Source organism: Xenorhabdus beddingii (assembly GCF_002127545.1).
Lineage (GTDB): Bacteria > Pseudomonadota > Gammaproteobacteria > Enterobacterales > Enterobacteriaceae > Xenorhabdus > Xenorhabdus beddingii.
This window is the reverse complement of sequence record NZ_MUBK01000015.1, coordinates 86,496-101,775: the sequence shown is the minus strand read 5'-3', so window position 1 is coordinate 101,775 and position 15,280 is coordinate 86,496. Positions and strand designations below refer to the sequence as shown.

Annotated in this window: 15 protein-coding genes and 2 pseudogenes; 11 read left to right on the top strand and 6 right to left on the bottom strand. The window is 41.5% G+C overall.

What is annotated here, in order from left to right; translation table 11 throughout:
* The 5 genes from ftsY to Xbed_RS10465 all read left to right on the top strand — a co-directional run.
* On the top strand, window positions 1–1,308 hold a 1,308-nt coding region (gene ftsY, locus Xbed_RS10485), incomplete at its 5' end, for a signal recognition particle-docking protein FtsY (protein ID WP_086112871.1).
* Window positions 1,309–1,314: 6 nt separating this feature from the next.
* A complete protein-coding gene (ftsE, locus tag Xbed_RS10480; protein WP_086112870.1) occupies window positions 1,315–1,980 on the top strand; it encodes a cell division ATP-binding protein FtsE in 666 nt (221 codons plus the stop codon).
* Window positions 1,973–2,953, top strand: coding sequence for a permease-like cell division protein FtsX (gene ftsX, locus Xbed_RS10475; protein ID WP_086112869.1), 981 nt, complete (start codon window positions 1,973–1,975; stop codon window positions 2,951–2,953). The genes ftsE and ftsX overlap by 8 nt, the downstream gene beginning before the upstream one ends.
* 212 nt (window positions 2,954–3,165) lie before the next feature.
* Window positions 3,166–4,023, top strand: coding sequence for an RNA polymerase sigma factor RpoH (gene rpoH, locus Xbed_RS10470; protein WP_086112868.1), 858 nt, complete (start codon window positions 3,166–3,168; stop codon window positions 4,021–4,023).
* Between the two features lie 176 nt (window positions 4,024–4,199).
* A complete protein-coding gene (locus Xbed_RS10465) occupies window positions 4,200–5,333 on the top strand; it encodes a glycerate kinase (RefSeq protein ID WP_086112878.1) in 1,134 nt (377 codons plus the stop codon).
* A 7-nt stretch (window positions 5,334–5,340) separates the two neighbouring features.
* Here Xbed_RS10465 and Xbed_RS20590 read toward each other — a convergent pair whose 3' ends face one another.
* Window positions 5,341–5,601 carry an MFS transporter gene (locus Xbed_RS20590; protein ID WP_339373802.1) on the bottom strand — a complete coding sequence of 87 codons (261 nt, stop codon included), beginning with the start codon at window positions 5,599–5,601 and terminating at the stop codon, window positions 5,341–5,343.
* Between Xbed_RS20590 and Xbed_RS10455 the strand changes: the two genes are divergently transcribed.
* Window positions 5,561–5,995, top strand: a complete 435-nt coding sequence (locus Xbed_RS10455) for a MarR family transcriptional regulator (protein ID WP_244182463.1) — start codon at window positions 5,561–5,563, stop codon at window positions 5,993–5,995. The two genes, Xbed_RS20590 and Xbed_RS10455, sit on opposite strands and share 41 nt — an antisense overlap.
* Window positions 5,996–6,102: 107 nt before the next feature.
* Here the strand turns inward: Xbed_RS10455 and Xbed_RS10450 are convergent, their stop codons facing one another.
* From Xbed_RS10450 to Xbed_RS10445, 3 genes and pseudogenes are all read right to left on the bottom strand, one after another.
* Entirely contained in the window at window positions 6,103–6,405 is a 303-nt protein-coding gene (locus Xbed_RS10450; RefSeq protein WP_086112865.1) for a helix-turn-helix domain-containing protein, read from the bottom strand.
* Between the two features lie 1,405 nt (window positions 6,406–7,810).
* Window positions 7,811–8,002 carry a hypothetical protein gene (locus Xbed_RS20175; RefSeq protein ID WP_244182466.1) on the bottom strand — a complete coding sequence of 64 codons (192 nt, stop codon included), beginning with the start codon at window positions 8,000–8,002 and terminating at the stop codon, window positions 7,811–7,813.
* Window positions 7,968–8,644, bottom strand: a pseudogene (locus tag Xbed_RS10445) (sugar kinase). The gene Xbed_RS20175 and the pseudogene Xbed_RS10445 overlap by 35 nt, the downstream one beginning before the upstream one ends.
* A gap of 11 nt (window positions 8,645–8,655) precedes the next feature.
* Between Xbed_RS10445 and Xbed_RS10440 the strand changes: the two are divergent.
* Complete coding sequence (locus Xbed_RS10440; protein ID WP_086112877.1) at window positions 8,656–9,276, top strand: FCD domain-containing protein; 621 nt, start codon at window positions 8,656–8,658, stop codon at window positions 9,274–9,276.
* Window positions 9,277–9,752: 476 nt separating this feature from the next.
* Window positions 9,753–10,982 (top strand): DNA cytosine methyltransferase, encoded by a 1,230-nt coding sequence (locus Xbed_RS10435; protein ID WP_086112864.1) that lies wholly within the window; start codon window positions 9,753–9,755, stop codon window positions 10,980–10,982.
* A 138-nt stretch (window positions 10,983–11,120) separates the two neighbouring features.
* On the opposite strand, the gene Xbed_RS10430 is transcribed toward Xbed_RS10435, so the two are convergent.
* A complete protein-coding gene (locus Xbed_RS10430) occupies window positions 11,121–11,594 on the bottom strand; it encodes a very short patch repair endonuclease (protein ID WP_086112863.1) in 474 nt (157 codons plus the stop codon).
* A gap of 391 nt (window positions 11,595–11,985) precedes the next feature.
* Here Xbed_RS10430 and Xbed_RS10425 point away from each other — a divergent pair, with 391 nt between their 5' ends.
* Both Xbed_RS10425 and Xbed_RS10420 read left to right on the top strand, forming a co-directional pair.
* The gene (locus tag Xbed_RS10425; RefSeq protein ID WP_086112862.1) at window positions 11,986–12,699 is read left to right on the top strand and encodes a PmeII family type II restriction endonuclease; all 714 of its coding nucleotides are present in this window, start codon (window positions 11,986–11,988) and stop codon (window positions 12,697–12,699) included.
* Between the two features lie 182 nt (window positions 12,700–12,881).
* Window positions 12,882–13,483 (top strand): annotated as a pseudogene (locus tag Xbed_RS10420) (IS1595 family transposase).
* A 34-nt stretch (window positions 13,484–13,517) separates the two neighbouring features.
* Here Xbed_RS10420 and cuyB read toward each other — a convergent pair.
* Window positions 13,518–14,216 carry a cysteate racemase gene (gene cuyB / locus Xbed_RS10415; RefSeq protein ID WP_086112861.1) on the bottom strand — a complete coding sequence of 233 codons (699 nt, stop codon included), beginning with the start codon at window positions 14,214–14,216 and terminating at the stop codon, window positions 13,518–13,520.
* 137 nt (window positions 14,217–14,353) lie between these two features.
* Here cuyB and Xbed_RS10410 point away from each other — a divergent pair, with 137 nt between their 5' ends.
* Complete coding sequence (locus Xbed_RS10410; protein WP_086112860.1) at window positions 14,354–15,247, top strand: LysR substrate-binding domain-containing protein; 894 nt, start codon at window positions 14,354–14,356, stop codon at window positions 15,245–15,247.
* Window positions 15,248–15,280 lie beyond the last annotated feature (33 nt).

Here is a 15,280-nt window from a genome sequence, read left to right as displayed (position 1 = left end):
GAAGAAGCCGCCCGTCGCGCCGCAGAAGAAGCAGAGCAACAACGTCTGGCTGAAGAAGCCGCCCGTCGCGCCGCAGCAGAGGCAGAACAACAACGTCTGGCCGAAGAAGCCGCCCGTCGCGCCGCAGCAGAGGCAGAACAACAACGTTTGGCCGAAGAAGCCGCCCGTCGCGCAGCAGCAGAGGCAGAACAACAACGTCTGGCCGAAGAAGCCGCCCGTCGCGCCGCAGCAGAAGCAGAACAACAACGTCTGGTCGAAGAAGCCGCCCGCCGTGCAGCAGAAGCAGCAGCAGAACAACAACGTCTGGCCGAAGAAGCCGCCCGTCGCGCCGCAGCAGAAGCAGCAGAACAACAAGCCACATTACCTAAGGAGCAAGAGCGCCCAACCAAAGAGGGATTCTTTTCCCGCTTGAAACGTAGTCTGGTTAAAACCCGCCAGAATCTTGGTTCCGGCTTCTTGGGTTTATTCCGTGGCAAGAAAATTGATGATGATCTTTTTGAAGAGCTGGAAGAACAGTTACTGATTGCGGACGTAGGCGTCGAAACGACCCGTAAGATCATTACCAGCCTGACAGCTCACGCCAGCCGCAAAGAATTGAAAGATGCGGAAGCGCTTTACGCTAAATTGAAAGAAGAGATGTCAGATATTCTGGTGAAAGTGGATAAGCCGCTGGAAATTGAAGGTAAATCTCCTTACGTCATCCTGATGGTAGGGGTGAATGGTGTCGGTAAAACGACCACTATTGGTAAATTAGCGCGCCAATACCAGTCTCAGGGTAAATCAGTTATGTTGGCGGCAGGGGATACTTTCCGTGCGGCAGCCGTGGAGCAGTTACAAGTTTGGGGCGAACGCAACAAAATCCCGGTGGTTGCCCAACATACGGGGGCAGATCCCGCCTCAGTGATTTTTGATGCCATTCAGTCAGCCAAGGCCAAAGGTGTTGATATCCTGATTGCGGATACCGCCGGGCGCTTGCAGAACAAATCTCATTTGATGGAAGAGCTGAAAAAAATCGTTCGGGTCATGAAAAAACTGGACGAGGATGCACCTCATGAAATTATGCTGACACTGGATGCCAGCACAGGCCAAAATGCAGTAATTCAGGCTAAACTATTCCATGAAGCTGTGGGATTGACGGGTATTTCACTGACCAAGCTGGATGGTACTGCGAAAGGGGGTGTTATCTTCGCCATTGCCGACCAATTTGAGATCCCAATCCGCTACATTGGTGTAGGGGAAGGCATTGAAGATCTCCGTCCATTTAAGGCAGATGATTTTATTGAGGCTCTTTTTGCCCGAGAGGATTAACTATCAATGATTCGCTTTGAACAGGTCAGCAAAGCCTATCTGGGAGGGCGGCAGGCGCTGCAAGGGGTGGATTTTCACCTCCTTCCGGGAGAAATGGCATTTTTAACCGGTCATTCAGGGGCGGGTAAAAGTACGCTTTTGAAACTTATCTGTGGTATTGAACGTCCCAGCGCGGGTCATATCTGTTTTGCCGGCCATGACATCAGCCGATTAAAACTCAGGGAGACGCCTTTTCTGCGGCGTCAGATCGGCATGATCTTTCAGGATCATCACCTGCTGCTGGATCGCACGGTGTATGAGAACGTTGCCATGCCGCTGATCATCTCAGGAGCCAGTGCTGAAGATATTCGCCGACGGGTATCTGCGGCGCTGGATAAGGTCGGCTTACTGGACAAAGCGAAGAGTTTCCCCATTCAACTTTCCGGCGGGGAACAACAGCGCGTTGGCATCGCCCGCGCTGTGGTGAACAAGCCAACCGTCCTGCTGGCGGATGAACCGACGGGAAATCTGGATGGCGAGTTATCTGAGGGGATCATGCGCTTGTTTGAAGAATTTAACCGAGTTGGGGTGACCGTTCTTATGGCTACCCATGATGTTACCCTCATTGAACGAAGAAATTACCGCATCCTGACCCTGAATCAGGGACGTATGCAAGGAGGACATCATGGCTAAGAATGTCCGTCATCCGACAAAGAAAGTGCCGCCCCAAAAATCTAAAGCCAAATCCTTGAAAGGGGGATGGCGCGTCCAGTGGCGTTACGCATGGAAAAGCACCCTGTCAGATATGCTGCGCCAGCCACTGGCAACCTTACTGACCATTATGGTCATCGCCATTTCCCTGACCTTGCCGAGCGTGTTTTATATCGTTTGGAAAAACGTCAATCAGGCGGCGGTACAGTGGTATCCCGTCCCACAGCTTACGGTCTATTTGGATAAATCACTGAATGACAACAGTGTCAGGCAGGTGATCGATCAGTTGAAAGGTCTGGAAGGCGTGAAATCGGTCAACTATCTCTCCCGTGAAGAAGCGGTAAATGAATTTCGGGCATGGTCGGGATTTGCCAGTGCCTTGGATCTGTTGGAAGAAAACCCGTTGCCAGCGGTTGCCATTGTTTCTCCCCAACTGAATTTCCAGGACTCACAGCCATTAACGACATTGCGTGATCAAGTGTCTCAAATTACAGGCATTGAAGAAGTCAGAATGGATGATAGCTGGTTTTCCCGCTTGACGGCTTTAACCGTCCTGATTGGCCGGATTGCTGCCGTGATAGGGATCTTGATGGTCGTTGCGTTGCTTTTGGTCATTGGTAATAGTGTCCGGTTGAGCATATTCAGCCGCCGTGAGACGATTAACGTGATGAAACTGATTGGGGCGACGGATGGCTTTATTCTGCGTCCTTTCCTGAATGGAGGCGCTTTGCTGGGGATTCTGGGTGCGATTTTTTCGTTAATTCTCTCCTCCCTGCTGGTGTGGAAACTGGCCAATGTCGTCACGGAAGTCGCGAGTGTTTTTGGGACGAATTTTAAACTGCATGGATTGGGATGGGATGAATCACTCTTGTTGGTCCTCATTTCAGGTATGATCGGTTGGATTGCTGCGTGGTTTGCGACAATTCAGCATTTGCGTCGTTTTAGGCCAGAATAAAGAGAGTGCCCGGTTTTTCAGCGAACTTTTGCGCTGAATCGCTGTCGAAATCACAGTTATAGATTTGTATTGCTATTCATACAATCGAGGCGATTTGAATATGATTTTAACGATGGTAAAATAGACGCCTCTTTGGCTTGAAGAAACCGTATGGGTCGATTCAGGCAAACTTCAAAGACCATCAATTTGGATCTGATTTTGAGAGAATTTGAATGACAAAAGAAATGCAAACTTTGGCATTAGTTCCACAAGGTAGTTTGGAAGGATACATCCGTGCCTCCAATGCTTATCCTATGCTCTCGGCAGAAGAAGAGAAGGAACTGGCAGAAAGGCTGCATTACCAGGGAGATCTGGATGCAGCGAAAAAGCTGATTCTTTCTCACCTGCGCTTCGTTGTTCATGTTGCTCGCAGCTATGCCGGTTATGGTCTGCCACAGGCGGATTTAATTCAGGAAGGTAATATTGGCCTGATGAAAGCGGTTCGTCGGTTTAATCCAGAAGTGGGCGTGCGTTTGGTCTCCTTTGCGGTTCACTGGATTAAGGCAGAAATCCACGAATATGTATTGCGTAATTGGCGTATTGTGAAAGTCGCGACGACAAAAGCCCAGCGCAAGCTGTTCTTTAATTTGCGCAAGGCTAAACAACGTCTGGGATGGTTCAATCAGGATGAAGTCGAGCTGGTCGCCAAAGAACTGGGTGTGACCAGCAAAGACGTCCGAGAGATGGAATCCCGTATGTCAGCGCAGGATATGGCATTTGATATGTCTTCTGATGATGACAATCATGATAGCCAACCCGTGGCTCCCGTGTTGTATTTGCAAGACAAAGCCTCTGACTTTGCCGATGGCATTGAGGAAGATAACTGGGACAACCACGCTGCGGATAAACTTTCTGTGGCGATGGAAGGGCTGGATGAGCGTAGCCAGGACATCATTCGGGCGCGTTGGCTGGATGATGAAAACAAAACCACCTTGCAGGAACTGGCAGATAAATATGGTGTCTCTGCTGAACGAGTCCGACAGCTAGAAAAAAATGCAATGAAAAAATTGCGATTGGCGATTGAAGCGTAATACACGGACTCTTAATGATAAAAAGCGATAATTTATTTATCGCTTTTTTTATGCTGGTGCAATTGTACTTGACCATTGACCGCATGGCAGTTTCTTTCATCTTTGGCGGATTCGGTTTCGCTGGCGAGATATGTCACCGGACATATCTCAAAGATAAAAACATAGAGGAACTCGTTATGAAAATTGTCATTGCCCCTGATTCATTTAAGGAAAGCCTGAGTGCTTTGCAAGTCGCGCAAGCCATCGAGCAGGGATTCCGGGAAATTTTTCCACAGGCGGATTACATCAAGTTACCTATGGCGGATGGTGGGGAAGGAACCGTAGAGTCGTTGGTTGCGGCAACCGGAGGAAAACAGATCACCTGTACAGTGACCGATCCCTTGGGGCAACCCGTTGAAGCCTTTTTTGGCTTATTGGGCGATGGAAAAACCGCTGTGATTGAAATGGCTGCGGCTTCGGGATTGCACTTGGTTCCCATGGAACAGCGCAATCCTCTGGTAACAACCAGTTATGGTACGGGAGAGCTTATTCTGGCTGCGTTGGAGCACGGCATACAAAAATTGATTTTGGGCATTGGAGGCAGTGCGACCAACGATGGTGGTGCCGGCATGATACAGGCACTTGGCGCAAACTTATTGGATGGGGATGGTCGTATCCTGCCATTTGGCGGTGCCGCTTTAACTCGCTTGGAAAGCATCGACTTAACCGCTCTTGATCCTCGCCTCCGTCAAATTGAATTTACGGTGGCTTGTGACGTGAATAACCCGTTATGCGGGGAATTCGGGGCATCAGCGGTGTTTGGCCCACAAAAAGGGGCGACACCGAAGATGGTTAAAGCGTTGGATTCTGCATTGCGTCATTATGGAATGAAGATTGAATCCCTGACAGGCAAAAGCGTGATTGATGAAGCAGGAGCAGGGGCGGCTGGAGGCATGGGTGCTGCTTTGCTGGGTTGCCTTGGGGTAAAATTACAATCAGGTATTGAGATCGTTATCAATACTTTGAAACTGGAAGAGGTCATTCAGGGAGCGGATTTGGTCATTACCGGGGAAGGCCGTATAGACAGCCAGACCATACAGGGTAAAACGCCGATTGGCGTTGCCCGTGTTGCCAAGAAATTTGGTATTCCTGCCATCGCCTTAGTGGGGGGAATGAGCCGGGATTATGGCGTCGTGCATCAACATGGGCTGGATGCGGTATTTTCCATCGTACCGGAAGCCTGCTCCCTTTCTGAAGCCCTTGCCAAAGGAGCAGAAAATCTTCGGGTAACGGCACGTAATGTTGCAGCGGTTTGGGCCATGTCTCATTAGAACGGCTTTATGGCTGATTATGCCGTTGAGTCATAATGGCGGCGATGCTAATAGACAAGGCAAATAACACTGCCCCTGCTAAAAATATCCACTCATAGTGATGATTGAATAACAAAAAACTACCCACCATTGGGCCTACTGCCATGCCGGTGTACCTGATGAAATTGTAAAGCCCAATCACAGTTGCCCGCTCTTCCACAAATTTTGCCAACAGCAAAGTGGTCTGTGTGGGGGTAGATAACCACTGGGTAAACTTGAGGGACAGCATTAAGCAAGGGCATGATGAAAAGACACTCCGTGAATATGGGATCAGTGATTACTCATTGTCTGAACTACATGTGATTCAGTGCATTGGGGCATCGGGTTTATTAAATATCACGGCTATTAGCCAAACGATGGCAATGACCAAAGGTGCAATCTCAAAAATTTGTGCAAAACTTCATCAGCGTTCTATCGTTGAGAAGTTGAAAATGGCGGATAACCAAAAAGAGACTTATTTCAGGCTAACGATTGAAGGGAAGCGGATTTTTGATGCCCATGAAAAACTGCATCAACAAGCGGAAGCAAAGTGGTTGCAACTTCTGGAAAATTATTCGGCAGAAGAACTAAAATTGATCAAACGATTTGTTATGGATGTGGTTGGGATGGTTAAGCACGCATGATAGTGAAATACACACTGTAGAGATACCCTCTGACAAAAGTCAGAAGCCTTAAATTTTAGTATGAATCAGATACATAGCAGGCTTCTGACAAATTTATCTTGCCCCATTTAACAACCATTTTTCCCTATAATTGTTTCAGCAATGGGAATATATTGATCCGTGAGTTTATTAACCGTACTGTCTTCTTTTCCACTGGCGTAACAATCTAGAAAGAACCAATCAATGGGAGTGGCCAATATCCTTGTAATATAAACAAGATGGGCTATGTTAATTCGATTAGTCCCTCTTTCGTAACGCGAGAGTTGTTGCTGGCTGATGCCAATTTGCTTTGCCAACGCTGTTGCCGTGATACCCAACTCTTTCCTTTTGGTCTGAATACGTTGTCCGACTAATAGGTTCACATCTTCCATATCTTATCCTTTATTTTATTAATCAGTAAGTTATGGCGTCACCAAGGATAATTGCCCGGAGCTTAAAAATGGTTGGGTTTTTGCCCTGCCAGTTGCTCGCAAAAAAATAGAGCCTACCTTGACGGATTCACTACCGGTCACGGTATGACTATTGTTACCACCTGATTCGCCGTTTTGTTTTCTGACATGCGCCTTGTTTTTTTAATGACATGACCTTTTTATTAACGTCTGGTAAAAAACAGCCCCCCACCGAGGCAAGGTGTGTTCTTCCATGATACGAATTACGTTTCTCTGTTCTGTTGTCATCTCTGCATCTCTTGGCTGCCGTAGGTTAAACCGCATTTTTGTTCTCCTTGCATGAGAGATAACCCGTATGCTCCTAATTTTTACCTTATAGGTTTTTATGTAAATTGAATATTTTACTTGATTGATTTTTAATGATTTTAAAGACATAAAATAAGATAAATATGCAAATAATAATAAGTTTATCACTAATCTCATATTAATTGACATATCGGCTTCTTATCGATGGCTTTTTTGAGGTTATAAACTGGACAAAATATACCAAACTGTAAACATAATCCTACATAATATAACCTAAGTCAAATTTCATTACATATCACAAAACATTTAGTTTAAGCGTTTATAATATATGAATTTTTTTTGTTATTCACACATTTTGTTGCATTGAAATAGTATCAATGGTTAAAAAATGTTACATGATATTGATCAAGCCCATCAAATTAATTAGAATTTATGTTCCAAAAGCATTACATATCCAAAATTAAACTCCATTTAATGGTAATAATATGGATTATAAATCTAAACTAGACAGTTTGGTATAAAATGTTTTGTTTTTTAATAAAATTTTATTGATTTCACTTATATAAAGAGAATTGAACATTTTTGTGTATTATTATTGCCAAATCTCTATATTTTCATTAAAAATATCACTTAAAATCATTTTTTCCACTAAATAAACTTAAAATCTGCCGAAAGCTGGGTTCTACTCGCACTAATGAATAACGAGAAAAACTCTCTCTGGTCTGATATTGGGTTGTTTTGTTCAATAAAAACAATTAAGTGATTATTTGTGTTTAACAGAGGGTTTTTATCAACTCGCGTTATGTTTTCTTTGATGATTGATTAATTAATAATCACTTTATTGAGCTTTTTAGCGGAGGAATTACAGCCAGGGGAATGTAGTTACAAGGAATGCAGGCTTAAGCCCGAATCTCATCTAATAATGATAAAAAAATAGACATTGTAGAATTGAGTTCCGTGATTTGAATGAGTATAAATCTGTTATTAATATCAAATTCGCATTAATACCTGTCATACTTCAAATTGTCGCTTTGTTGTCTGCATCTTGAAATCTATTGGGTATCCAGTAAGGCAAACTGTTTTATAGGTTATCTTTTGAGATCGGATAGTATCCTGAATAAAAACGCTCAGTAACATGTAGTGTCGCTGTTTTAGGAATAATAGCCCCTTTATACTGGATCACCACTCTCGCCAGTTGATGTCCACCATTAACGCTGAATCGTTGATGGGTTTCCCGTTTAATCGCCCCGCGATAAAGCGGTATTAAAGGCATCACCTGCTGCGGTGGTATCAATCACTGACGCAACAGGTTGCGCTGCAATATGCTGTATTTCAGCTTGACTATTATTATCCAAGATATTCTTACCCAAAAAATTCTCTCCTGAGAAAAGTAAGTCGCGATAAAAACAGCCCTGCGCGCCCGCTTTGATAACCTCTTGTTTGACCCCATCTTTTTCAGGTGCTGAAAACTTTCGTCAATCGAACTCTCTTCTCCCCACAGCCGTGCTTCATCATCGTCAGTCATCAAGGTGATATCGGTGATGGCGTACATTTGCTGATAACACTCACGGGCTTGTGATGCGTTTTCCCATAATGCCGGACGATAATTGCTGTCGAAGAAAATAGTACAAGACAACTTGTTCAACTCATTGAGCAACAATTGACGATCACCTTTGGGTAAAATCGCCAAACTGATCCCACCCAGGTAGCACGCGTCCATACCCTGCAATTGCTGACAAAGTTTAGGGTAGTCAGGATGTCGCAATAGATAACGAGCCGCCGAATTATCACGCCAATAAAGAAACGTTCTCTCACCTTGTGCATCAAGCTGGATCAGGTACAAACCGGATTGATGGGCGTTATCGGTTAATACCAAAGAAGTGTTGATTCCCTCTTGCTGCCAGCGTGAAATCATACCCTGACTCAATGGATCAGTACCGCGAAGCGGTCATCATGCTGGAATTAGAGAACCTGATTGAAGTCCGTCAAGGTTATGGTCGGCATTCGGGGATTTATATCATCAACTTACCGAAAGTAGCCAAATCCTATGCAGAAAATGCGGCAGAACCTTTTGAGTTATTACAGGCTCGCCAATTATTGGAAAGTAATATTGCAGAATTTGCAGCAACTCAAGTTACACCAGTCGATATTGCGAATATGCGCCGGGCATTAGAAAAAGAAAGAAATGATCTGGAATCGGGTGAAGATGAATCCGGCGATAGAGAATTTCATTTAGCCATCGCACAAGCGACGCATAACAGCATGTTAGTTGAATTACTAAAACAGTCGTGGTCATGGCGTGAAAATAACCCAATGTGGGGGAAATTGCATACCCGCATCACGAATACCGACTATCGCAGGGAATGGTTGAATGATCATCAGGCGATTTTAGCCGCGATGATAAAAAAAGATCCGGTGGCGGCGAAACAAGCTATGTGGCAGCATCTGGAAAACGTGAAACAGCGATTGCTGGAGTTATCGGACGTCGATGACCCTGATTTTGATGGGTATTTGTTTGAGTCTTATCCGGTTGGGGTTGGGAAGTGATTTTTTTGTGGTAGTTAAAACACTCAACCGTATTGAGGCGTGACTATTGCGTGATTTCGTTCGTCAAAAACAAAAAAATGGTCTATGGTGATTGGTGGGTTGATAGTGCCAAAGAGGAATAATTTTTTGATAAAAATCATTAATGCAGCAGTAAAATTCTTCTAAAACAATCACGCCTGAGGATCTCTATTGTATTGTTATTATTTAATAAAAATTTGATCGTGCTTCAGGCGCTGAGTTTATTTCTTTAGCAAGGTTTAGGTTAATGTAAAAAATTTCCTTCACCTTGTTTCTTATAATTATGAGTATAATAAGATCAATTAAATGCCTTCACAATAACCTCCTGACTTAAAAAGTATATTATGAACCAAAAATTCAATCGATAGAATAAAAATATAAAATCGATAAAATAGTGGACCTAAATGAAATAATAATGTATATTTAAACAGTAATTAGTAACTTATTGGAAGCGTCATATGTTTGATGTCCAGAATGAATATTTTAGTGTAGAAGTATTGGCTGACATCCTGTCCCAATCTAAAACTACTATTGAATCTTGGGTACGAAAGGGAGAGCTTATGCTTAACCCTAAAACTGGTTTAATCCATCAAGCTCAAGTTTTACACCATCCAGAAATACAAGGTATTGTTAATTCAAGCTGGGATGAGGAGTTAAAAATCACACCAAATCGTGAGTACAACTTAGTTGAACTCTTTGCTGGAGGTGGGGGGTTAGCATTAGGTATGGAACAAGCTGGTTTAAAAAGTATTTTTCTTAATGAATTAGATAAACACGCATGTGCAACACTAAGATACAATCGCCCTAGTTGGAATGTTGTTGAAGGTGATATCGGAAAAATAAATTTTAGTCAGATAAAAGAAACAGTGGATATATTAACCGGAGGATTCCCTTGCCAAGCATTTTCTTATGCTGGAAAGAGTTTAGGTTTTGAGGATACACGTGGAACCCTTTTCTTTGAAATGGCTAGAGCAATCAAGGAACTACAACCTAAAGTTTTTTTAGCCGAAAATGTTCGCGCATTATTAACTCATGGCGATGGTAATACGCTTTCTGTTATCAAAAGTGTAATCGATGAACTAGGTTATGAACTTGTAGAACCTAGGGTGCTAAAAGCGATTTTCTACAAAGTACCTCAAAAGCGTGAGCGACTGATATTAATTGGAATACGTAAGGATGTGGCCTCAAAAGGCAAATTCCACTGGCCATCTCCGTATAAACGGGTAATGACATTAAAAGATGCATTTTTTTCTGGTGAGTTATATAGAAAAGATGTACCTGAATCGTTAGGGCAAGTTTACCCAAAACGTAAGCGTGAAATAATGTCTGTAGTTCCACAGGGAGGCTACTGGAGAGACTTGCCTGATGAATTACAACGTGAGTACATGAAAAAGAGCTACTTATTGGGTGGGGGGAAAACAGGTATGGCTCGTCGGCTGTCTTTAGATGAACCCAGCTTGACATTGACAACATCTCCAGCACAAAAACAAACTGAACGTTGCCATCCAACCGAAACTCGACCTCTCCAAATTAGAGAATATGCCCGCATTCAAACATTCCCTGATGAGTGGATATTTCAAGGTCCACTGACAGCCATTTATAAACAAATTGGTAATGCTGTACCTATTAATATGGCTGCAGCATTAGGCCGAGCTTTAGTTAGACTAATGAATGATATAGAAAATTAGGTTCTAAAAGATTTTTTAATAAATTAAATTTAACTTGACAGTTTCTTCATAAGTAACTGGCAGCTGTCAGGTTATAAAAGAAACCATTTGTAATATATTTCCTTGAAAAATATAGAAGTTTTTAGTGGGATATTTTTCTTAAAAAGAAATTTCATAAATTCCTTTAAAATTTATCTCCGCACATGTATTTCCTTCACACAACCATTCTTCAATTCGTCTAGATAATTCCAAACGAGGTAATTTATATCTTCCACGTAAAGAACATTCCCATATTATCAACACCCTCCAACCTTCATTCAATAATGAGTTAATAAAAATATAATCTCTATAAATATTTTTATTTATCTTTTTTAACCAAAATTCAGTTCTAGTTTTAGGGACTTTAAATATATGGCATTCATGTCCATGCCAAAAACAACCGTTGACAAATAATATAGCTTGATATTCGTCTATAATAAAATCGGGTTTTCCAAACAATATTTTTTCTTGCTTTCTATAATTAATTCCTAAATTATCAATAAGTTTCTCAATTTCCTTCTCTATAGATGTTCCACTACTTTTAATTGATCTCATAATTTTACTACGAAGTTCTGGGTCATTGGCTCTTCTCATAACTCTTCCTAAAAAAATTATATTTCAAAAACTAATATCCATGGATGGTTTTATTTATTATATAAATCAACTAACATATGTAAATAAATTCAGTATAAGCTATCTTATAGATAATGTATCATCCAAGGATACTCTTTCTGTATTAATATACAAAAAATTGTAACGTGCAAAGTTGATAGCTGGCTCCCCTTTGGAACATGGTAGCCTTGTAGCGAAAGCGAGTGGGTATTGTCAACAATGCTGTGATTTAGAAGATACATATCACACAATCGATGTATTTAAGTAATAATAAGCTACAATATGGGTATACAATGAGTGTATACTTCCGATTCACTGCATTCTCATTCAGAAAACGATAAAAAACTAACCAGCTAATTTATAAGATATTTTCATGAAAAATAAAGAAGAAATTCTCACAAAAGCGAAAGAATGGTTTTCAGAATCTATTGCGAAAAACCATAGAAAAAACACACTAAAGCTCGTTGACCCCAAAGAATTCAACATAAATCCCTTTCTGACTGTTTACTTAGCCAAATATCTGACAGGAAATGCAACCCCTGAAAGTATCGCAAAGACGCTAATTTTGCCAAGGGTACTAAGTACTTCCATTACCACTTCATTTGGTACTCATATGCAAAATTTTATAAGCATTTTAAAAGAATCATTCGGGAGTACAACATCAGGAATTGACATTGAATTTATAGATCAACTTGATGGTAATAAGAAGTATTGCCAAATCAAGGCTGGCCCCAATACTATCAATAAAGATGATGTTGAATCCATTGCTGGTCATTTTAAAGGTGTAATTAACCTGGCTCGAACAAATAATTTGCGTATCCCACGCGATGATATGATAGTTGGTGTATTATATGGTCAAGATAGTGAACTTAGTGGCCACTACAAACGTATCTCAGAGCAGTATGATTATCCTGTCATTATAGGTCAAGATTTTTGGTACCGTTTAACTGGTGATAAAAACTTCTATAATGAACTTATTGGAGCCATAACTTCAATTGCTGTAGAAACAGATTTTAGCAAGGAATTAGAAGAGGTTATCAAAGAACTATCACAAACAGATAGAATAAGATCTTTATCTTCCGATTAATAATTCCTATTTTCTCACACCCTTTTTTTATAGAAAGGATGTGAGACAAACTATTATTAACCCGCGTTCAAAACACACTATTCTAATTGGGGCTGTCCTAGATAAGTAATTTGATCTAGGATAGCCAAATGAGAAAAAGTCGGATTAGCCAATACAAGTAAAAACGTCTTCAGGAGCTCTTTGTGGCAGGGGCTACAGCTCGCACTGCGGCAGAATTAGTGGGTGTCAACAAAACGACTTCAGCTTACTATTTTCACCGCCTCAGAGTCCTTATCGCTGATTATGTCGATGAACACTCCATGTTTGAAGGTGAAATCGAGATAGACGAAAGTTATTTGGGGGGAAACGTAAGGGAAAATGTGGGCGAGGTTCAGCCGGAAAAGTCCCTGTTTTCGGGCTTCTCAAGCGAGGTGGTAAGGTCTACACTCGCCTCATACCTAACGCTAAATCTGATACCTTGATGCCGATAATCACAGCGAAAATTAAGCCTGACAGCTTGGTCTATACAGACAATTTTGCCAGTTATGATGTGCTGGACGTGTCCGATTTTAAACACTTTCGAATCAACCATAGCACGGAATTTGTAGACGCTAAAAATAGTCAAAACCCTATCAATGGGATAGAGAATTTTTGGAACCAAGCCAAACGTCATATGCGTAAATTTAATGGCATACCATAGGAACATTTTGAACTCTTTTTCAAGGAGTGTGAGTGGAGGTTTAACACACCGAGTGTAAAAGAACAATTACATGCTTTAAAACAAATAGTTAATGGGAAAATATAATTGTTATCTAGGACAGCCCCTTATATTAACTTTATTAAATACAATTTAAATCCAAACAACACCATTCCACCGCACACTTAACCAATTCCTCCGTAGCATCAATATACCTATCCCGATTATCTTCCCTCCTAAGAATCACCGGTATTTCAGTGCACCCCATAATAAACTTTGCAACTCCAGCATGGTTAAGCTGATCAATAACCGATTTTATTAATCGATATGCTCTTTCTTCATCCCCACTTTTATAAGCCAAAATACTCTCCATAATATAATGTTGTTGAGTGTCATCAGGAACCACACAATGGATATTCTCTTTCTCCAACTTGGCTTGATAAAGCCCTGCCTTTATTGTCCCGGTTGTTGCAAGAATAGCAACGTTATTAATTCCCTCACTGATAATTTTATGGCAAGTAATGTCAATCATATTTAGGAAATTCGTTTTAGTTGATGATTTTAATTCATCATACCAATAATGGGCGGTATTACAGGGCATGATAATACACTGAGCACCTGCGGCTTCCAGTATTTTCAATGCAGCCAACATTTGGTTTAACGGTGATTCTCCACCAGAAACAATACTCGTTGTCCTATCCGGTATATCAGGAAAAGAAACAGCAATAACCGGAATATGTTGCTGATCACGATTTGCTGGCGTATTTTTAACGATCTTATCCATTGCATCCACCGTTGCAGCGGGACCCATTCCACCCAGTATGCCAATTATTTTTTTCATATGCCTCTCCATAAATAATCGTTATGATGGCATAGTCATTACAATTCGTAATTGCAATATTTCCATGTGCTATGTTGAATTTGCATAAGGCATTTCACTTATTGAAATAGAAAAGCGTTATTTTATAGGGTGGATCTATGTTTCATAATATTGAGCTAAAGTGGTTATATGATGCGGTAATGTTGGAAGAGTTACGAAGTTTTACGCTTGCCGCAGAACGGAGGAATATATCCCAATCGTCTTTTAGTCGAAGGATTCAGGCGCTTGAGAATGCTGTCGGGTTTGAAATAGTTAATCGTAACTCGAATCCATTAAAACTTTCGTTGCAAGGAAGGGATTTTATTATTTATGTCAGAAATCTTCTGGGTGATATCGAACATCAAATCGGTAAAATACAAGGTGGGGAAATATCTAAATATCGAATTAATATCGCCGCAGCCCATTCACTTTCTATTTCGCTACTGCCTGAGTTAATTTCTGGCTTTTCGGAGAGTCAGGATAAGGTTTTTAATATTGAATCCATTAATGTTGATGAAGCGGTTAATAACCTCAAAAATGGCAAAAGTGATTTTATTCTGTCTTTCTTTAATGAAGAGTTGATGACGTCACCGTTCCTTCATCATAACGTATTGGACGCGAGGTTATACCTTGTCTCTGGCTGTAACGCTGATGGAAAGCCGTTATATCGGCTGGAAAATGCGCCTTTACCGTTGATGAAATACACCGATGAAAGTTATATGGGGCGTCAGGTGAATCAGTTGCTGGAAAAAGATTTCAGGGATAGGTTCACTTATTTTTGTCTTTCATCCATGAGTGAATTACTGAAACGTATGGTGCTGGATGGTCATGGTGTCGGTTGGTTGCCTGATTATTTAATCCGTGAGGAACTTAAGGAGCAGAAATTGTGCTCTCTGGAACCTGGGCAGACGGCAATAAAAATGGGCGTTTTTATTTATCGAACTTATGCCCGCCTTAATCCGTCCTCAGAGCGTTTTTGGCAATATATGCGCAAAAGGTGGACAGCTATCTGACCACCAATCTGCTACCAAATTAACATAACTTGC